Source organism: Eubacterium sp. SB2 (assembly GCF_001244405.1).
Lineage (GTDB): Bacteria > Bacillota > Clostridia > Lachnospirales > Lachnospiraceae > Faecalicatena > Faecalicatena contortus_B.
In genome coordinates, this window is the sequence record NZ_LN865152.1 from 698,642 (window position 1) to 719,034 (window position 20,393).

General features: G+C 42.0%; 18 protein-coding genes and 1 pseudogene. 5 read left to right on the forward strand and 14 right to left on the reverse strand.

Annotated elements, in window-relative coordinates; translation table 11 throughout:
• Positions 1-105: 105 nt before the first annotated feature.
• Positions 106-597: a cysteine hydrolase family protein gene (locus tag BN1938_RS10620; RefSeq protein WP_050640558.1), complete on the reverse strand. Its 492-nt coding sequence runs from the start codon at positions 595-597 to the stop codon at positions 106-108.
• A 154-nt stretch (positions 598-751) separates the two neighbouring features.
• On the opposite strand from BN1938_RS10620, the gene BN1938_RS10625 reads away from it, so the two are divergent.
• A complete protein-coding gene (locus tag BN1938_RS10625) occupies positions 752-1,684 on the forward strand; it encodes a helix-turn-helix transcriptional regulator (RefSeq protein WP_050640559.1) in 933 nt (310 codons plus the stop codon).
• Between the two features lie 99 nt (positions 1,685-1,783).
• Here BN1938_RS10625 and BN1938_RS10630 read toward each other — a convergent pair whose 3' ends face one another.
• The 11 genes from BN1938_RS10630 to BN1938_RS10680 all read right to left on the reverse strand — a co-directional run bounded on the left by BN1938_RS10630 (position 1,784) and on the right by BN1938_RS10680 (position 13,487).
• Positions 1,784-2,041 (reverse strand): TfoX/Sxy family protein, encoded by a 258-nt coding sequence (locus tag BN1938_RS10630; RefSeq protein WP_050640560.1) that lies wholly within the window; start codon positions 2,039-2,041, stop codon positions 1,784-1,786.
• A gap of 302 nt (positions 2,042-2,343) precedes the next feature.
• Positions 2,344-3,036 (reverse strand): ABC transporter permease, encoded by a 693-nt coding sequence (locus BN1938_RS10635; protein WP_050640561.1) that lies wholly within the window; start codon positions 3,034-3,036, stop codon positions 2,344-2,346.
• A 77-nt stretch (positions 3,037-3,113) separates the two neighbouring features.
• The gene (locus BN1938_RS10640) at positions 3,114-3,965 is read right to left on the reverse strand and encodes an ABC transporter ATP-binding protein (protein WP_050640562.1); all 852 of its coding nucleotides are present in this window, start codon (positions 3,963-3,965) and stop codon (positions 3,114-3,116) included.
• Positions 3,949-4,446 carry a hypothetical protein gene (locus tag BN1938_RS10645; RefSeq protein ID WP_050640563.1) on the reverse strand — a complete coding sequence of 166 codons (498 nt, stop codon included), beginning with the start codon at positions 4,444-4,446 and terminating at the stop codon, positions 3,949-3,951. The genes BN1938_RS10640 and BN1938_RS10645 overlap by 17 nt, the downstream gene beginning before the upstream one ends.
• Positions 4,447-4,887, reverse strand: coding sequence for a LytTR family DNA-binding domain-containing protein (locus BN1938_RS10650; RefSeq protein WP_050640564.1), 441 nt, complete (start codon positions 4,885-4,887; stop codon positions 4,447-4,449). It lies immediately after the preceding gene.
• A 345-nt stretch (positions 4,888-5,232) separates the two neighbouring features.
• On the reverse strand, positions 5,233-6,228 hold the full coding sequence (locus BN1938_RS10655; protein ID WP_050640565.1) for an N-acetylmuramoyl-L-alanine amidase family protein: 996 nt from the start codon (positions 6,226-6,228) through the stop codon (positions 5,233-5,235).
• 129 nt (positions 6,229-6,357) lie between these two features.
• Complete coding sequence (locus BN1938_RS10660) at positions 6,358-9,639, reverse strand: UvrD-helicase domain-containing protein (RefSeq protein WP_050640566.1); 3,282 nt, start codon at positions 9,637-9,639, stop codon at positions 6,358-6,360.
• 25 nt (positions 9,640-9,664) lie between these two features.
• Positions 9,665-10,372, reverse strand: coding sequence for a hypothetical protein (locus tag BN1938_RS10665; RefSeq protein ID WP_050640567.1), 708 nt, complete (start codon positions 10,370-10,372; stop codon positions 9,665-9,667).
• A 64-nt stretch (positions 10,373-10,436) separates the two neighbouring features.
• Complete coding sequence (locus tag BN1938_RS10670) at positions 10,437-10,901, reverse strand: low molecular weight protein-tyrosine-phosphatase (protein ID WP_050640568.1); 465 nt, start codon at positions 10,899-10,901, stop codon at positions 10,437-10,439.
• A 180-nt stretch (positions 10,902-11,081) separates the two neighbouring features.
• Complete coding sequence (gene rhuM, locus BN1938_RS23080; protein WP_242843837.1) at positions 11,082-11,906, reverse strand: type II toxin-antitoxin system death-on-curing family toxin; 825 nt, start codon at positions 11,904-11,906, stop codon at positions 11,082-11,084.
• Positions 11,907-12,836: 930 nt separating this feature from the next.
• The gene (locus tag BN1938_RS10680) at positions 12,837-13,487 is read right to left on the reverse strand and encodes a hypothetical protein (RefSeq protein WP_050640570.1); all 651 of its coding nucleotides are present in this window, start codon (positions 13,485-13,487) and stop codon (positions 12,837-12,839) included.
• A gap of 71 nt (positions 13,488-13,558) precedes the next feature.
• Here BN1938_RS10680 and BN1938_RS10685 point away from each other — a divergent pair, with 71 nt between their 5' ends.
• The 4 genes and pseudogenes from BN1938_RS10685 to BN1938_RS10700 all read left to right on the forward strand — a co-directional run bounded on the left by BN1938_RS10685 (position 13,559) and on the right by BN1938_RS10700 (position 15,136).
• Positions 13,559-13,990 carry an ATP-binding protein gene (locus tag BN1938_RS10685; RefSeq protein ID WP_255350415.1) on the forward strand — a complete coding sequence of 144 codons (432 nt, stop codon included), beginning with the start codon at positions 13,559-13,561 and terminating at the stop codon, positions 13,988-13,990.
• Positions 13,983-14,180: a mobility-associated LCxxNW protein gene (locus tag BN1938_RS10690; RefSeq protein ID WP_050640572.1), complete on the forward strand. Its 198-nt coding sequence runs from the start codon at positions 13,983-13,985 to the stop codon at positions 14,178-14,180. Before BN1938_RS10685 ends, BN1938_RS10690 begins: the two co-directional genes overlap by 8 nt.
• Before the next feature lie 262 nt (positions 14,181-14,442).
• Positions 14,443-14,538 (forward strand): annotated as a pseudogene (locus BN1938_RS23920) (hypothetical protein); the annotation flags it as partial.
• Between the two features lie 121 nt (positions 14,539-14,659).
• Positions 14,660-15,136 (forward strand): WYL domain-containing protein, encoded by a 477-nt coding sequence (locus BN1938_RS10700; protein WP_255350416.1) that lies wholly within the window; start codon positions 14,660-14,662, stop codon positions 15,134-15,136.
• Between the two features lie 179 nt (positions 15,137-15,315).
• On the opposite strand, the gene BN1938_RS10705 is transcribed toward BN1938_RS10700, so the two are convergent.
• A complete protein-coding gene (locus tag BN1938_RS10705; RefSeq protein ID WP_050640575.1) occupies positions 15,316-19,557 on the reverse strand; it encodes a hypothetical protein in 4,242 nt (1,413 codons plus the stop codon).
• Between the two features lie 13 nt (positions 19,558-19,570).
• Positions 19,571-20,392, reverse strand: a complete 822-nt coding sequence (locus tag BN1938_RS10710) for a hypothetical protein (protein ID WP_050640576.1) — start codon at positions 20,390-20,392, stop codon at positions 19,571-19,573.
• Between the last annotated feature and the right edge of the window lies 1 nt (position 20,393).

The window sequence follows — 20,393 nt, forward strand, 5'->3', positions numbered from 1 at the left end:
TCCGAACAGAGGTATTAGACAGCAGGAGTAAAAGTTCCGGCTTACCTGAACTATTACGGGCAGGAAACAATGCTATAAACTACAGACTATTTATATAGTAGGAGCTCAAAGTAACAGATCATTCAAACACATAATTTTACTGCCTTTACTCTCATAATAGCGCAGCATTTCGTCGATTTTTCTTTTATCATAGCTGGTAATACAATCCGAAAGTACGGAAACGCCGTAATTTGCTTTGCATAAGTTGTAGCAGGTCGATTTCACGCAGGCAGCAGCATCTGCACCTGCTATGTAGAAATCACATATTTCATTTTTGCTGATAAAGTCTGCAAACTCTTCACTGGTCAATGCGTTTCCTTTATATTTTGTAAAAATATTATTTGATACTATTTTTAAGTCTGAAGCTAATTCCGCCCCGTGTGTATTGGGTTTGAAAGTCCTCGTGCCTGCTGATAGATTTTCATGCCTGATATAAACCACATGAATATTATGATTGTCTGCCCAATCGACAGCTTTATTGATATTGTCTATAATATCTTTGTAATTTTTTGTGATGTCATTTTGAATATCTATTACTACTAAGGCTTTGTTCTGCATTTTGTCTCCTCCTACAGGTAAATTGTTTTGTTTGCTTTTTTATAATAACATCTAATTGTTGACAACATTATGGCAACAATTTATATTTAAAATAAGTTTTTGAGTAACAGTTCCGGCCTGCCCGAACTGTTACGTTTTGAAAGGTGGTTCTCACATGAAAGTTGACAGGCTTATTAGTATTATTATGATACTCCTTGATAAAGAGCGGGTAGGCGCACAGGAGTTAGCAGATATGTTTGAAGTTTCCCGCCGCACAATCTACCGGGACATAGACGCGATCAACATGGCAGGTATTCCTGTCCGCGGCGCATCGGGAGTCGGCGGCGGATTTGAAATCATGCAGAATTACAAGGTGGATAAAAAGGTGTTTTCGACTGCCGACCTTTCCGCTATTTTAATGGGACTTTCCAGTCTTTCCAATATGATAAGCGGCAGTGAACTGGTAAATGCCCTTGCGAAAGTCAAGAGCTTTATCCCCGCCGACCAGGCAAAAAACATAGAATTAAAGGCAAATCAAATATATATAGACTTAAGTCCGTGGATGGGGAACATAAACATACAACCCTATTTAGAAATAATCAAAACAGCTTTACAGGAAAGCAAACTAATTTCATTTGATTATGCAGACCGCTACGGAAATAAAACTGCACGAACAGCCGAACCCTATCAGCTTGTATTGAAAAGCAGTCATTGGTATTTGCAGGGATATTGCCATAAAAGGAATGATTTTCGCTTATTCAGACTATCCCGTATGTCAAATCTGCAAATGAACGAGGAAACTTTTGCACCACGTGATTATCAAAAACCGCAGTTATATTTTGCTGATATTCTGGCATCTATGCAGACCAAAATCAAAATTCGTTTTCATAACTCTGTCATGGACAGGGTACTTGATTATTGTACTTATGAAGACTTCTCGCCGGACGGTAATGAGCATTGCATTGCTAGTTTTCCTTTCATAGAGAACGAATATTACTACAATATTCTTCTCAGTTTTGGAGACAAATGCGAGTGTTTAGAGCCGTTACATATCCGTACAGAAATGAAGCGCAGATTATATGATATCGCTGCCATATACGAGAATTAATACACAAAGAAAGACAAAAAAAGCCCGCCAAAACTATATCGCTCAGTCCGGCGGGCCTTTTTCATGCAGTCCAGTTCATCTTATATAAATCTTTGTTGATTACATTTTAAAATGATTATAAAAATCTTTCAGATCCTCTTTTACATCCGGAGGCAGCTGCGCCTTCTTGATCCCCCGTATTGCGCCCTCCAGCGAATACAGACGGTGGATACAGGCGGATGAATCGATCTCCTGTATTTTCAGCCAAGCCTGTTTACTTCCCATCGCCCGGAGCTGATCAAACGTAGTAATGCCGGCCTCCCGAAGCTGTTCTTCCACCACCGCTCCTATATTGGGCAGTTTCGATAATTCTCCCATTATACCTTACCTCCTGTCATCCGAATATTATATTTATTATACATCATATAGACAAGGTGCGCCAGCCATTTCTATAGGATAACCACTACTTCATTAGCTCCGAGACCTTGCAGCTAGTACATCGTAAAATAAGTAACTGCAATTTAAGCTGAGATATATTTTCGAGAGTGCTGCTCCACAAACGCAGGCGTAGCGGGCTACGCTGAGGCTTGTGGAGTAGTGCTATCGGAAATTTAGGTCGGCTTATGTGGCAGTTACTTATTTTACGAGGCACTAAGTACACGGCATGGTCTGAACTGCAGCTAAGACTCCTCAGCCAATTTCCGATAAACATAGATAAAAACTACCGTTAGAATACCGAGATTCACTAAAATAGTCCCCCAGGCCTTTGCTGTACCGCCATCGTCCATTCCGCTGATCATCAAGTAAATCTGCTGTGAATAAAAAACGGCAGCTATTTTCTTAATGGTATCGTTAAACGCAGACAGCATTGGTAAGAAAGAGAGCACCATCATAACGGGCACTGTCAGGGAGGTTGCGCTCATCTGGCTTTTACATGCAATTCCGATAATTGCACCGATCAGAACGGACAGGATGATCCCCGTCATCATGACGCCGCAGAACTTCAAAAATGCCATGCCCGAAAGTTCAGCCGTCAGACCGAAGCACACCGTGCCTGCCAGACACGCCAGCAGGACGCACCCGCCCACTGCCGCCAGATACTGGGGCATTCTGACATTTGCCATCAGCAGCGCCTTTAATGTATGTTTTTCCTTTTCTTCTGCCAGAACCTCCGTCGTAGCAATAAGCGGCGCCATTCCAATATACATGGATGCAAACATATAAACAAAATAATTTCTCGGCAAGCCCGGCATCTCCACTGCAAACGTCATGATAACCGCTAATACAGGAAACATGACAAACTGGATCAGTACATTTTTATTTTTTAGGGTATCCTTCCATTGTTTTTTCAGAATCGCGGTTACATTTCTCATATCTGCCTCCTAATATGTGGTACAGACCTCCCTGCAGCTCTTTTTCAATATCAGTTTTTGCAGGGTGACTGCCTGCTTCAGCCTTTCACCAGGCTTCTTCCTGTCAGTTTCATAAATACAGTTTCCAGATCCGGCTCTGTTGAATGGATGCTCTCTACCTCTCCCTGCCGGAATGAGGATGATATCGTGTCAGCAGCCTCCGGGGAATTGGGCAGAGTCAGCATCTCTCCGTTTTTAAATAGAATCTGAATCTGATTCAATTCATTATACTTGCGGCACAAAGCGTCCGGTTCGCCGTATTCCACAATCTTTCCCTGATGGATCAGCGCGATATGGTCGCACAGCTTTGCCGCCTCCTCCATATTATGAGTGGTCAGAAATATGGTGGCGCCTTTCTCTTTCTGCTCACGAATCAGCCCGTGTATTTCCGCCGTCATGGCCGGATCCAGGGCACCGGTCGGTTCATCCATGAATAACAGCTTTGGTTCCTGCAGAATCGCCCTGGCGAAGATCAGACGCTGGCGCATCCCCTTGGACAGGCTGGACGCAGCCGTACGCCCTTCCCCGTCCAGGCCTACCTGGCGCAGTACTTCCCGAATCCGGCTTTTAGGAATCCCATGGATATCAGTAAACAGCTTCAAATTGTCGTAACAGCTCAGCCTTTCATAAACACCTGAATCATCCAGCATAGCCCCCATCTGGCTGTAGATTTTGGCCCGCTCAGTGACCGGCCGTCCCAGTACCCGGATCTCCCCCCGGTCCGCCTTTAACTGACCGGTAATTAACTTAATCAGCGTTGTTTTCCCAGCTCCGGAAGGCCCCAGCAGGCCAAAGACTTCCCCCTTCTGGATCTCGATAGAAATCTCTTTAAGCACTTGCTTTTCGTGAAATGATTTGCTGACACCTCTTATACTAATCGCGTTCTCCATCCTGATCCTCCTTCCATCTTTCCTTCAGATACTCCAGGCTTTCCTCCAGTTTCTCATTTTCCATCCGGTTCTTAACAGACATGATCCAGACGCTGGCCCCAAAACATATTGCAAAGCATAATACAAACATCACCCAGGCCTGCCACATCTGGACAGGAAACCATTTAAACAGAATAATAAAGAGTACAATTACCAGAACAGAACAAAGCAGCATCAGGCAGATCCGGTACAATTCCGGCATATATTTTGCCGCCCTTTCCGAAAAGAAAAGGAACCTTATCCCGGTGATCAGTATGGCTAACCCCAGATACTGGCACATCGTAGCCAGCGCAATCCCGCTCCCGCCCAGCCTGAACATCGTGGAAAGAGTGCGGGTCTCTTCTCCGAAAGCAAACGTAAAGATCATCATCAGGATCATCATAAACCCAAATGTACAAAGTACATTTTCCGCAAAGTCAAAAAAATTCTTTTTTTCTTCCATTTATTTCACCCCCAGTTTCTTTCGCACATAGTCCGCATACTGCCTGGACACGGTCAGCTGCTCCCCGTTTGTCATCGTTACCCGCAGCTTCCTGTCCAGATCCGCACGGATCTTCTGGATCTGCCGCAGATTAATAATGCAGGACTTTCCTGCCCGAAAGAAATCGAACTCTTTCAGTTCCTCCTCAAGCTCATATAATTTTAAGCAAGATTCAAAAACATCGTCCTTGGTATACAAAAAAGTTTTCTTATCAGCCGTATCAATATAAAGGATCTTAGAAATATCCAAAATATGCGATTCCCCGTCCTTCTCTCCCAGCAGCTTAAAATCTAAAATGCGCAGGATCGAAATCACCCGCTCCAGCTGCGGAGTCAAATGCCGGCAGGTAATCTGTATCTCTGTCTCATCAATCTGACTGTCCGTTTGAATCGAGATTTTCAAAAAGCCCTCCCCCTTTCAATATCTGTATTAACTATACTTGCTCAAAATCAGAAAAACAATCCCCATAAACTAACCTGCCTAAATAAGGGGCTGAGTTTCCAATTTTTTTGGGGAAGGGGGGACGCATGACGTGGGACGGGACGCAGACGGAAGCATCTGTCTGTTGGGGATACTGGCCGCTGTGCTAAGCAGCAGTAAGAGGAAACACACAAAATCAGCCGGCAAAAATTGGATCATAATCAACTTTTGCCGACTGATTTTGTGGGTTACCTCTTACTATTCCTAAAATTTAAGAAATTTGCTGACCAGGAAAAGATCCCACTCCTCATAAGTTTCCTCGTAAGCTCATTCTCTAATATATGACGCAATACCGTTTGCTATCCCCTCAGCCATTTTTTGCTGAAATTCTGGATCTGCCATCTGCGTATCATCCTGTTGGTTGGTCATAAATCCCATCTCAAGGATTATAACCGGAACCTGGCTCCAATTAATTCCTGTCATGGTATCGTCCGTTTGAACGCCTCTGTTATAAATACCGGTGGCTGCGCAGTATGAATTCAGGACATTCTCTGCGAGCCGGAAGCTCTCCTCGTACAGGCCTCCTGCATAAGGATTATCCGGTGACATAACCAGACACAGAGCACCGGCACTCTCTGGACTCTCACTGCCGTTTGCATGAATCCTTACACAAAGTTCTGCTCCGGATTCATTTGCAATCTTTGCACGGTCCTGATTGCTGACCGATGTTTCATGGTTTTCGCGGGTCATCACCACCTGGAAACCACGTTCAGCCAAACACGCTTTTACCTGCTTGGCTATATCGAGGTTGAGCTGATATTCGGCAAGTCCGGTAAAACGGCCTGCAGTGCCTGATGTTGTCTTCGCCTTCATGATACCGGAACCCGGCCCGTCCTCTTCTTCTCCCATCATTCCCGCATCCGGTCCCTGATGGCCGGGATCCAGCGCTATGATGATCTGGTTCTCTGTTTTCTCAGGTTCTGCTGCAGTATCTGGTTCCTGAGTGTCCGGTTTTACAGGATCTGATTTCTTTGTATTCGATTCTTCAATATCTGATTTCTCAGTATTTGATTCCTCCGTGTTTGATTCCTTCGCGTTTAATTCCGCTAAGCCGGCTTTGGTAGTGTCCCTGTCATTATGTTTCTCAGCACCGGCTTTCGGAGTTTCTGTCTGTGATGAAGCCTGCCGGCTGACCTGACCGGCCATTACCTGTTTTCCTGCTGCCCGTTCCGGCTTTCTGGCCGAATAGATAAAGACTCCGGCCGCGGCTACCGCCAACACCACGGCTATTCCCGCTATTCCTCTGATTTTCTTCTTGTCCATAATTCTCCCTTTCAGCCGCATTCCGGGCCCTATTACAAATATGAGATATTATATGCCCAGCTTGTCCAAATTATGAACAAAAAGAAAGTTTAACCCACTCTTTTTGAGTGTTTTTTCCGATGTCCGTTTTTATAAAAAATCGAATAGACTCATCTGTTTCCCACTGTCCGCATTTTTACGTTTGTCTGCCCTCTCCCTGCAGATTTCCTCCTCAGGAAGTTCCGCGAGAAATTCGGATTCTTCCTGGGAAGTTGTCAGTATCAGTTCGTCTTTCGCCCTTGTCATACCGACATAGAAAAGCCTGCGCTCCTCTTCTGTATCTACAGTATCGTCTTTTTCAAAGGGGATAAGCCCTTTTCTGACACCATAAATGAATGTTACAGGAAATTCCAGTCCCTTCGCCCCGTGAAGCGTCATAAGTGTGACCGCCTCGCCTGTATAGCGCTTGTCACCGCAGCGTTTTAAATCGCTCTCCACGCCCATGCTCAGCGCCTCCATAAATTCATCCATATTCTTATAGAACACCGTCATCTCCGCAAGTTTTTTCATCGCAGTGCTATCCTGCATCTGCATTTCTTCTATCCATTTCTCCAGGAACTTCTGAGGCCTGCTTTTTGCATAGAGGGGTCTGAACTTTTCTGCCATTGCCTGAAATACGCCCTCTGCCACCACATTCATTTCCATATTCCATAACAGCCTCAGGGATATTTTCTTAGAAAATTCATCCGCCGGATTCGCCAGGCATTTGAAGAAGGAAATGCTCCCTCTTACTTCATCCTCTGCCAGAAATGCTTCTCTTCCCGCTCTAACATATGGGATTCCTTCTTTTCTGAGGCATTTCTCCAACAGGTCAGCCTGCCGGTGTGTCCGGTAGAGCACGGCAATGTCACCGAATCCCCGTTCTTTACCGCTTCCGGCGCCGATCTCCTGGGCCTCCAGCATGCCGATTCCGCCTGTAAGCCTGTTGATCTCCTTTGCTGTAAATATGGCCTCTGCCATCTCGCTTGCTGCATTTACTACGCGTACCGGCATTTCTTCCTGCCTGTGGGGCAAAAGCCGTCTCTCCGGTCCCGGATTGTGTGAAATAACAGACGCAGCCGCATGAAGTACGGAAGGTGTACAGCGGTAGTTCCATGCAAGCCGGATCTCCTGCATATCCGGATCATCCTCTTTCAGCTTTTCAAAACAACGCGCATCCGATCCGCGGAAACCATAGATGGACTGATCCGGATCCCCAATTACAAACAGCTCCCTTCCGCCTTTGCTCCAAGCCTGAATAAGCCGGTACTGTATGGGACTAATATCCTGAAATTCATCGACAAGCAGATAGGAAAACCCTTTTTCCCATCCATCCTGTGCGCCTCCCTGTTCCATCCGCTTTAATGTCTCCAGAAGCAGGTCGTCAAAATCCAACAGCTTCTGTTCCTGCAGAATCCTCTGGTATGCATCCACTCCTTCCTGCCAGTTCAGAGGCATATCCGTCTCCTCTTCATCCGCACCGTTTTGTACCAGCCTGGTCTGCATCTCTTCGGGGGACATTCCCGATTTGAGAAGGGAAACCACCCGGAGCAGTTCTTTTGGCTTCATCTTTAGCCCGGTTTCGTCCAATGCCCTTCCTGCCGCCTCCATTGAGGCCGCATCATCCGCCAGTGAAAATTCGATCCCCTGTTTTTTCAGGAAATTCAGGCAGATCGCGTGGAAAGTCCCTACCTGCATTTTGTTCAGATTTCTGGTTCTGCCAATCGCCTTTTTGATTCTTTCCATCAGCTCCCCTGCCGCCTTATTTGTAAATGTAACCGCAGTAATTTCAGAAGGCTTTACCTTTCGCACCTCCAGCATATGTAAAATCCTTGCTATCAGAGTCTTTGTTTTTCCGGTACCTGGCCCGGCAACCACGGCAATTGCGCTGCCCAGGGCACGAACTGCCTGTTCCTGTTCCGGGTTGAGCCCCGCCGATTGGTTCTGGCTGTCCGCTTCCCCTACAGTTTTCTCACCGTCTGCCTTGCTCTCTGGTACAACATTTTCCGCCCCTGTTTCCGCTGCAGTCTCCTTGCCGTCACCGGACATCTGTGGCTTATCAGCCTGATTCCCCTCTTCGTTGATGCGTTTCTCTACCGTCTCTGCTGCCTGGATACAAAGGGCATCAAAGAAACTCATTTGCCCATCCAAACGGTCGATCTCTTCCTGCGTAAATAATTGAATTGTCCCATACTCTCCGTCAAATCCCGGATTGCGCTCTACCTTTCCGTCTCTCAGCCTTCGGATTCCTTCCGCAATCAGATGACCCGATATTTTTTTCACTTCTTCCTCAGGGACCGTCCGCAGTATTTCGAACTCCGGTCCCAATGTACGCAGCATATTCCGGTACTCCTTCTGTACTTTTGTACTCGCCGCGGAGTGCCCCAGGGACGCACCAATCACTTCCGGCAGAGGCACCAGGCTCTCAAAACCTTTCGCCTCAGTCCGAACGTAGCCTTCTTCCCGGTCAGCCAGTTGTTCAACCCGATGCGACACTCCGATTGTCAGCTTTCGGCCGCATACGGGGCAGACGCCCCCATATTTTATCGTCTCCGCAGGCGTCAGGCAGATGCCGCATTTTCGGTGGCCGTCGTAATGGTATTTTCCTTCTTCGGGGAAAAACTCAATCGTTCCATGCAGGCCTTTTCCGGTCTGTATTGCCTCCCTGAGTTCTGTAAACGAAAGCCCGATATCCAGCAGATTGGCTTCACGGCCCAATTTAGCCGGGGAATGCGCATCTGAGTTGGAAATCAGCTGATACTGATCCAGCGCAGAAATCCGCCAGTTCATCGGCGGGTCAGAGGACAGGCCGGTCTCCATAGCATGGATATGTCCTGCTAAATCCCCAAAGCACTCCTCCACCGAATCGAATCCTGAGAAAGCACCGAAAAGGGAAAAATGAGGTGTCCAGATATGAGCGGGCACATAAATTGCACCGGGACACAACTCCAGCATAATTTCCAGCAGATCATGACAGTCCAGCCCCAGGATCGGCCGCCCGTCTGAATGGATATTTCCAATGATCTCCAGCTTTCTTGCCAGTATCTCCGCGTCCTCCAGGCCCGGCAGCAAAATCAGGCTGTGTACCTTCCGGACTCTGTCGTACTTCTTATAGATAGAACTGATTTCTCCTGTGATTACAAACCTTGGGATCATCACATCCGCTACAGAGCCGTCTGATATGCGGTATTCTTCTTTCAAAGTATAAAGCCCTTCTTCCGCCGGCTGGAGCTTTTCCAGCATTTCTTCCCGCCAGGCCGGATGGGTAAAATCACCGGTTCCGACAATGTGGATTCCCTTTCGTCTCGCCCATAAGTCCAGGTTTTCCAGATTACAGTCCCTGCTGGTTGCACGGGAATAATGGGAATGGATATGCAAATCTGCTATGTACATATAAACACCTTCTCTTCTGAATACTTTATGAAATTACTTGTCCGCTTTTGTATCTTTGCCGTTCATTATAACATGTGATATCGTCGGAAATCCAGTCTATCGCATCCTGCCATGTATAGAATATGGTCCTGCCCTTCCTCCTCATCAGCTGAGAAAAATACGTGCTTATTATGGCCGCCTGGCCCCGGCTTCCGGGAGGGGGCATTACTGGTACTATTGGAAATCTGCTGAGGATGTCAGTGTAGCGCTTTTTCTGGTAAATCGGATTTCTGCTGGAGAGAAGTGATATTTCCCGGTATTTTTCCTGTCCGTTTTGGCTCGGATAGTCATATATTTGAAAAAATAGTTCCAGGGCTTTCTGTACTAATTCCGGGGAACGGTATACACCGAATGAACAGGATAAGACTTCTCTTGTATCTCTGCTTAGAAGAACACAGAGATAGATGTTTCCATCCATCTCTGTGTGATATTGTCCTATGCCGACACACAGCTTGTGCGGGGACGGGACCTTTACGCACGGCTGATTGCACGGCTGATTCGGTATTGGGACGCCCTCTGTTGTATACGGACGCTTGTCTAGCTGCGGCCTCTCGGCTGCTTGAATCTTCTTGGCGATCCGGAGCCATCCGGCCCCTTGCTGCAGCTCTGAATCGTCCTTCCAGCGGAGAATGTCTTCAGGTATGTCTTCGTAATCTTCCAAGTGGAGTACGGGATTTAACTGCTCTAATCTCATACTTTATCTCCTAATTTCCGGTAATTTTATGTTACGGTGAAAACAGGCGGGATCTGTCTCGCAGCTATATTTTGTCATTTTCCAGGATATGTAACAGCAGGCCTTCGCATCCTTCTACTATATCGTCGTATGTTCTGTCGAAATTACCTGTGTACCAGGGGTCGGCAATATCACGGGGATTGACGGTAAAGTCTAGAAGGCGGTGTACCTTGTGGTCTGGGTCGGATCCTATGATGCGGTGGATGTTGCGGATATTGCGGTACTCCATGCCTATGATGTAGTCGTATGCAGCGTAATCCTTCTTTTGCATTTGGACTGCATATTTGCCGGCTGTACTGATGCCTTGGGTCTTTAACTTTTGGACCGTTCCGTGATGGACTGGGTTGCCTTCTTCCTCGCGGCTTGTTGCTGCTGAGGCTATGGAAAATGAATTGGGTAAGCCTCTCTTTTGGACCATGTCGCGGAAAACAAATTCTGCCATGGGGGAACGGCAGATGTTGCCGTGGCAGACGAATAGTATTTTTATCATATCTTTTATATCCTTTCATAAGCCTTCAAACCTTGATATTACGGGCTTTCCGGTGTTTTTCATTTTTCGTGTTTTGCCTAAAACTTACGCTTTCTTTATAAATCTACACAAATTCACGGGCAAATGGAGTAGTAATAGTAGTATTCATTTTACTAAATCAACACTGATCGTAATTCAATTTCACCCTTTTATACAATTCATGATCACACTCACCATCATTTCTTTCTCTTCCGGATTGGATTCTGCAATCATTATTGTAAGAGCAACAAGTGTGTGATCGTCTATCAATTTATCTCCATTTTTGAACAACACATTATTCTTGTCCCAAAAATAAAGAAACATTGTAGCTGCTATTCTTTTATTTCCATCAGAAAAACTATGATTCTTTGTCACAAAATATAGAAGATTTGCAGCTTTTTCTTCATGAGAGGTATACAAATCTTCACCTGCAAAACTCTGATAAATTGCCCCAATACTCCCCTTAAAGGAATCATCTTTTTCATTTCCGAAAAGAGAACTGCTGTCACCAAATTTCATACTGTTAATTACTTCTCTACATTCTTCATACGTCAAGACATAGGTTGCCTTGTTTCCAGTTGGACGGCTCATATTCTGATGGTCGTAAGCATCTAAAAGTTCCAGCGCCTGACTATATTTTTCAACCACCGTCAACACTTGTTTTGTATCAAGTCTGGTTTCTACCCTTTTCATAACACGTATTACCTCATTTAGCTGATTCATACGATTATGATTTACAGCGTAACCTTTGATTATGTACTCTTTTAAAATAGAATTCGCCCAACGCCGGAATTCAACACCTCTTTTGGACTTTACACGATAGCCAACCGAGATAATGACATCTAATGTATAAAATGGGACTGTTTGTTTGACTCCATCAACACGCAATTTTTGCGTGTTGTTCTCCTTGTCCAGCTCTTCATCTGTGAAAACATTATTTATATGTTTTCTTATTGTTTTTTCATCTCGCTCAAATAAACGTGACAATTGATTAGCGCTTAGCCATACTGTATCGTTTTCTATTGATACTGGTAATAAGATTTTTTATCTTTCGTTTCAAATAGCACAATATCTTTTCTATCAGCCATTGCTTTTCTCCTGTTACTTTATTTTATCATATCAGAATGCTTTCCAAAAGTTATAAATCGGTTATAAAATCGTTATTTTATTGTTCCTGTCATTCAAGACTCTTTCCCCAAAATGGTATAGTATTGGTGTAGTAAGCGCTCGATTGCTCCGTGTAACTATTGATTTTACAGGCTTTTCCGGGACTTTTCAATATTCTGCCGTGGCAGACGAATAGTATCTTAATCATAATTTTATATCCATAAGCCTTCAAATGCCTGTAATTACTGGCTTTCCGGCGTTTTCTTGATTTTCTGTTTTTGCCCCTCCCTACGCATATCTACATAAATCTGCGTAAATTACCGGGCAAATGGTATCGTAAATGATGTATTAATTACATTCTTTCTTACCATATCCAATGTTTTGGCTTCCTGAATATCTATGATTTTTGTCATCTACTCCGCTGTCCGGTCATAACTTGCATGAATATAAACGTTCAGTGAAATACTGCATCAGAATGTCCTATCAGATATTGCATCCTTTTCACATTCATACCTGCATTCACAATATTCGCACAGAGTGTATATCATAAAAAACGTGAGAGGGGGTTTCCGACAAGGGCTGATTTGTATGAAACTTCTTGTATTTCTTCATCGCCAGTACATTTCATTCTCAATATGCGGCACAACCTTTGGATGCATTTCCTGGAAAATCTATTAATAATCTCTGGGTCTTCGAATACTGGCAGGGATTTCCAACATGAAAATCAACAAATAATTTCTACCTAATTTATGATAACGGTAGCAGAGCATTATATGGTCAAAGCAAGATTGGCTAAGCTGGTGTTCTTAGCTATTCAACTATGGTGTCATGTTCGAGTATCTTGGTGAATTTATAAATCATTTTCTGAGCAAGAGGTTCATCATAACTTTTTTCGGATATATTTTTCCAGTATGATGCATATAGCTTTTGCAATTCCCTAAACAACGATTCTGGATTGCACAAATAATACTCACCATTGTGTTCCACAATACAATCCTGCTCAAATGTAATGGCAGTATTTTCCTTTGTTTGACCTTGATGAATTATTCCACAACGAATCCCTTTGTAGAACTTTTGAGCATCAGCAATAGAAATCTCAGAATCTAATTGTGGCAAAACTGTTTTATATGCATCTACGATATGATTTCCGCCATCGATTGACTCATCATACCCATTGATTAATTCAAAATATAATTCAACAAGAATGCAATTAATACCCATGACGATAAAGCCAAAATTCTCACGATTTTCAAACGTTTTAGTAGTTCTGATAAATGTATTGATCGGTTTTATATAGTTGCCCTCAACACGTAATCTCATATTTTTGCAAATCTGATTATAATACCTTACTGCATCGGCATGAATTTTCTTTTCCAAAGAACAATTATAATTAGAAAGCAGGGCTTTTGCCTCTTCTGTTTTCATTGTCATGTTAAAATAAGCATGGTCATTCTTAAACATACATTCCCTCCTACACAAAAGCCTCTAAAAGCTCACATAATTCAATCCCACGACCATGAATAATCCGGCTTCTGTGTCCCTGCCGTAAGTTCAAATCAGTCTGCTACATAAAAATGCCTGAAATTCTGGACGAACTGAATGTCGCCAAAGGAAGTAGGACACTGAAAAAGCTGCTAAAGCCCTATAAAAAAATGGATCTTCTCATTCTGGATGAATGGCTAATACGTCCATTGACACCACAGGAATCCTACTATCTGCTTGAAATAATTGAAGCACGTTGTACAGATGGATCGATCATCTTTTGCACACAGTATGAATCTGATGACCGGTATTCACGCCTGAATCCTAATTCTACGGATCCAGAGTATGACAGTGCGATTACTGATTCGATCATGGACCGCATCATACACAATTCTTATCAAGTCCTAATTGATGGGCGCATCTCCATAAGAGAACGTCACGGTCTTAAGGCTGCCAGCCAGAAAGGTGGTGCCCATGACTGATTATTGTGCTTTCAGTAAAGAACACAAATGCATCCGATGGACTGATTATGAAATCACTCGCCATGAATTAGAAGAAGCGAATGAATTATGCCATAATAACTGGATTGAAATCCAGCATCAACGAGAGTATATAGATTTACTCCAAGAAACTCTCAGAGAAAACGGAATTAATATTCCGCCAGAATACTAAATAAACAACTGCACTCATTCCGGAATGACATGCACTGCATTTCAGAATGAAGTGCACTGGATTAGCGATAATCAGGCAGTGGTACAGTCTCCGTGAAGGTGGTTCTGAAACTCCGTGCACATGGTGCAGTGCATCTGTCGGAATATACAGACATGATCAATGAGCTTAGAAAAATGATAAAAACATTTCAAACAACTGTCGATGCGGCCAATAAACGGAAAGCGAACCTTGTTCAGGAAAGGGACAACCTGAAGAAGAAGCAGACATTCTCCGCAAAAAGCTGTTTGGATCTTCCAGTGAAAAACGCACCTTTGATATTCCGTGGCAGCTGAATCTTTTCAATGAAGCGGAAATAGAACGTCGTGCAAACGATGCAAATCAATCATATGTGAATTGTCAAGGTGCTCCGGCTGCTGAAAAGTAGTCGGTTTTTTTTCTATCATGGCTGAAAATTAAGCGCTTACGATTTATATGAACGCCTGGAACGCGTCTATCGCAAGAATAAAAAACGCTACGAAGTGGATCCAATGGCACTCATTTTCAATAACAACAATTATTATCTCATGTGCTTCAGTTCCAAATACGTCGCCATCACCAACTACCGCCTGGATCGCATGAAAGGTGTTGATGTCATCGACGATCCGGTACACGAAAATGCACTCATCCACTCTTCTGATGTTCCCAGCTTTACCAGCCAGGCCTTCAGCATGTATGGCGGACCGGTTGAAAATGCCGTCCTACAAGTCTCTAATAAACTCATTGGAGTTATTTATGATCAGTTCGGCGAACAGACGCAAATGATCCGCCAGGATGACAATTCCTGTATTGCCACTGCCCAGATTCAGAAAAGCCCGACCTTTTGGGGCTGGCTCTTCACCTTTGGAAACGATATGAAAATACTGGCACCGGAAACACTGATAAAGGATTGGCAGGAGCAGGTAAAGAATTTGTTATAAGAAAACTTCCGGTCATCAGCGCCGCGCTGGCTACCGGATTTTTCCTATTCGTCATAATCTCTGTTTTCACTTCTGCCGCAGTACATATATATCACCTGATTCTTATCCATCAATTTTGCCTGCTCAACCGATACTAAATTAATTGTTCCTCCCCACAAAAGTGTTACGACGTCATCATGTTATCTATTTAATCTGCCTTGTAATCTCTGTATACACTCCTGCTTTTCTGCCTCATCCAATTTATCAAAATAGAAAATAACATCCTCTATCTTACCTTCTTTGATCAGCTCATCTGCCTCTTGATCAAGTTTTTTGACTTTTTCAATCGTTTCCTCTGATAAATAATCCGGTATAAATTGTGAATTTTCCTTCCAATGATGAACAGCCTTTCTGCTCTTATCACCCAGAGTCAGTTCTTCTGTTACCCACTTTTTCTCTTTTTCATCAAGTGCTCTTTTAATATCAGTTATAACTGCTTTCAATATTGGAAGAACCTCAAAATCAAATTCTGACTCCTCATATTTTTCAAGCATAGCCTTAGATATCTCTTTATACTGAATTCTTGATTGTGTTGCATTTTTAATAGCATTAATGTCATTTAGAAACTCCTGTAGATTTTCTTGCAATTCTTCAAAACCTTCTTGGTCTGTTGCCGGTATCCCTTTCTGCAAAACACTAGCAATATTGTCTAGTAAATCCTCTACATCTTCAGCGCATTTCACTTCATAAAGATCATCCCAGATATCTGACATATCTTTCTTTGTACGGTCGCGATTTTTTTCTAAATCACCTACTCTACGATTGATATTGTCATTAATTCTCTGAGAATCCTTACCTAATGCAGCACCAAACTTTTGTACTCTTGCCTGTAGTTCTTTTCCGGTCTTCAAATAAAGACAAATATTTACATAAGTAACATACTTAGTAATCTGACTTTTTTCTAAAAACCTCTCACAATCGACTCGAAGTTCTTGACGAGAACGAATCTCATCTATATTAGCAAGTTCCTCTTCCTTACGCCTTTTAATCTTCAAAGCATACTCGTCAAAACCAAGCTCTTCAAGCATTGTATGCATTTTCGTATTGTGGTTTCTGAATGTATTAACTCCTTCAACTGACTTACAATACATATTTGCAATATAAGGATCAATTAATTGATCTACAACATTTTTCAAACTGTCAGCAAGACTTTTGACTGAATACTTTGGCTCTTCATCTATCTCATATCCATTGTCTTTAAAAATCTTCGTATACGGGACTACATTAACCAATTGCAAGCCTTTAAGAGCTTCGTACAAATTATTTTCCTCTATAGCGGCCTCAAGTTTTTCATCAATTTCTCCTATGCAACTCCTCCACTCATGAATTGCCTTTTTACCCGAATCTAGATATTTTCGTGCAAGCAAATACTGAGTACTCAGTTCTTCCGGAATTTCATCTGCTGCAATCATATTAGCAAGAGTCTTTTCAAGTAATACTACTTCGGAAATACTCTTATTAGTTTGAACCCTATCAAAAAATCGCATATACTTCCCGGTAACTGCGCCGGCATCTACCATTACAAAAGCGGAATGCTTTACAACATCAATATCAATCTTCTTGTCCTTAATTACAACAAGTTCCTTCCAATTGTTGATATTTGTCATCGAGCCATCATACCTAAATCGTAGACAATAACTAAGATTTGCACAGATAACTGCAATCATAAGCGTAACAATATCTTCACTCATGCCATACGGTGGACGGCAATATGTGTCAAAGATGTCATTACATGCATATTCCTCACTATTAGTGATGCTTGCTACGATTTTGTCATATACTTGACGTGCCTTTTTTTCTTCTGGAGGAATCACTCTGAATTCCTTATCAATACACTTCCATGAAGTTGCATTTGTTGTCATCAATAATGCCTCGATTCTATTCCGCACATCGCTGGCAAAATTGTGGATTGTTGTTTCATTTACGGAATTAGAAAGCAACATCTTGATAATTGTACAGTAATAAGTACCTCCCTTACCTCCTAGATTATTTCCTTTTGTTACAAAGCCATCAAATGAGAACGGAACCACATTTGGATATAAATCCTCAAAAACACTAGTCAGGTACATTGGCATCCTTGTTTTCAATTCTTCTATTCCTTCTGAACCTATATGAATTCTCTTTTTCTTTAATTCAGAAAACTCATCCTTCAGATTACTCTCTGCTTGTCCATAATCCGCCTGATAATGTCGATCATACTTATTTCGATTTACGTCATCTAATTTGTCTAAAACATCGTACTCTAACAGTGTATCATAAAGCCTATTATCAACATCATTTAGCAGCATAACAACGATAGGTGTCCCAACAAACTCTTTTACAAGTAATTCGGCTCGCTCTACATATGAAGCTTCTGTATCCTTATTAACATACAGCCATACCAACCGCCCCTTAGCATTCGTAGAACTGGTTGCCTTCTCCCATTCCTTTAAATATGTCTTTACTCTTATATCATCAAATTGCTCTATTGCATACATTTCTTGTTCAAACAACCATTCATTTGTTGTAATCTTATGTTGCAATGCAAAATTAGTAGTCTGCTTTTCTAATACGCCTGCAATCTCTTGAATTTTTATATTCTGTAATAAAGACTTATTGATGGAGGCACCTGCCATAAGACGTTTTTTCAACACCTTGAAATCATGTGCTCCGTTTGACTCTTCCATAAAATCAAAACATCCCGCATGATCATCAAAGCCCAAAACAGCATATTCATTTTCAAGCCATCTGAGTTCTTCTTCTATTTCAGCAATAGAAAATCCACTACAAAGGGCCAATGCTTCCTTTGCATCTGTGTAATCTTTCGTTCTAAAACGGAGAATTCTAAGAATCAAGTTGGACCTAAGTACAGCTAGTGATTTCTCCGATAGTTTATCTCCGTACTTTCTTAAGATATTGTCGTAGCGAATACATTGCTGTGAAGGTTGTTTTCCTTCCTGCTCTGCCACAAGCATTTCTGTATACAAATCTCCAAGCATTAAAATTTCTGGCATAATAAGAACATCGCCTTTAGAAACATCTACTGACTTGGAATTTTCTATGTATTGACTAATCAGAGTCAGAGAAGACCTATTCTGTAAATAATCAGACAACTGTGTCAACATAAACGTAGAAAGTGGATGCATCGGATAAATCCCTTCTACTACTACCTTACGAAACAGGGCATAGTCCTTCCACATTCCTTTGGTCACAAGCCATATATTCAACTTTTCAAATATATTCTTCCACTGAGCTTCTTGAGATTTTTGCCATGAAACCACATTTTGTTCGAAAGCATCCTTATCCTTACGTTGAATTAGATTTGCAAAGACAGTTTCCAAATTGGAAGAAATATAATATTTATCACTGGCATCGTAACGCCCAATGTATCGGCTAATATTCTTTGTTTGATCCACACGCTGCAGATATGTCTTGATGTCAGACTGAATAAAATTGATTACTTGCAAGACACTATTTGCATTTTGTGCAGTTTCAAAAATCTGTTGTAATGCAGAATCTCCTGATTTGGCAGCATTAACCCCGGACGCATATTCTAAATATCTTCCAAACTCATCAAATAATAGAATAATGTGTTCAAATCTACCATTCATACCACAATATTCTGATATGAGCATTTCAAGAATATTAGAAGCAGAAAGTCCCTCATCCCATCTTATTTCTTGTCCATTAACCTCTGTATATACTGCATTTACTATATCAAAAGCGACCTCATCAGTAATAAGATTATCGCGAATTTTCTCTATCAAGTAATTACCGTTTTCATTCCATCCTAATCCTTTAGCTTTCTCTTCAAACAAAGAGATAGAATTATACGCATTACGATTAAAAAAAGTCTCCGCTGTTTCTAAGGCCCGATTCAGTTTTCTTAATCCATCATCCGACAATCCATATAATTTTAAGCTTTTCTGTGCTGCCTTTAAAATTTCGGAATGCAAATTGAAATCTCTCATTCCGTTTATTACCATAACGAAATTTCTTTCATCTGTTAATGCCTGAATTTGCCTTGCAGCGTTAGAATCAATACTAGCAATATTAGATATCACCTTATTATAAGTTTCCGGCATATAGTCTTTTCCAGAAAAAATTTGCCCCAGAGTTACAGTCAAATGAGATTTTCCTGTTCCATAATCCGCAATCGCCAATGTAAGAGCATTGGCATGATCGTCTGACATCTTTTCTGCTAATTCCTCAACTAAGCTGATTGTATCGATTCTTTTTTTATTTCCAATTCCCAGGTCCTCAACTCCAAAATATTGCTTGCCATGAAACACAAAGTTTTCTGCTACTTTTGCTGCTTTTTCTTGAACGTAAAACCAATCTGCCTGAACCGCACCCTCAAAATATAGATCTTTTCTAAACTCTAGTACCTTCCCTAACTCCACGCTGAATGTCCTCCTAACACAATTCACTATACAAGTTACTAATTAACTCTTCCTTATTTGTAAGTTTCAAAATCGTGTATGGCATTAACTGCCGGTTCATTCTCAGCAATCCTCTATCTGCTAAATGTTCCATCACTTCGTACTCTACCTGTGTATTCCAACCAAATGCTTTGCCAAATCCCACTTTTTCAAATTGAACCGATGATATTTCCTCCTGTTCAGGATAATATTCTTCCCAATATGCCCATAATGCCAAAGCATACATATATATGAATTCCTTATTATATGCAAAAGAATTACATTTCACCACATCATCCTCTACATTCAAAATTTTTATTTCTGCAAAAAGATCATCATATGAGCCAAAAAATGGAGAAATATTTTTTGTTGTAACCTTGTTATCGTAAATCTGATTCAATTCTAAAATAAGCATATCCTTCTTAATTCCATTACGATACTTTGGAAGAATATTTTTAAAAATTGAACTCCACATACTTGCGCCTTCCTCCTGGCGCAAAATCATGGCATGTAACAATAATTTGGTTAAAGACTCTTGTAATCCTGGATCCTCCATACTAACATTTTCGCCTAACGCAGTCCTTGTTAACTGAATTTGCTTATCTTTTTTTTCACTTTTTATCAATCCCATATATTCAGCATAACTAATATGTGGTTCTACTTTTCCACTTGATGCCCCTTGGGGAATTCCTGTCATTCCAGAAATATCCTTCACGCTAAGCCATGAAGTTCCATCAGCAATATCTAAGATACTGCTGATGTACTTACACTCTGGCTTAAAGGTCTGGTGAAAGTTCATATTAACTTGTTTTACCATA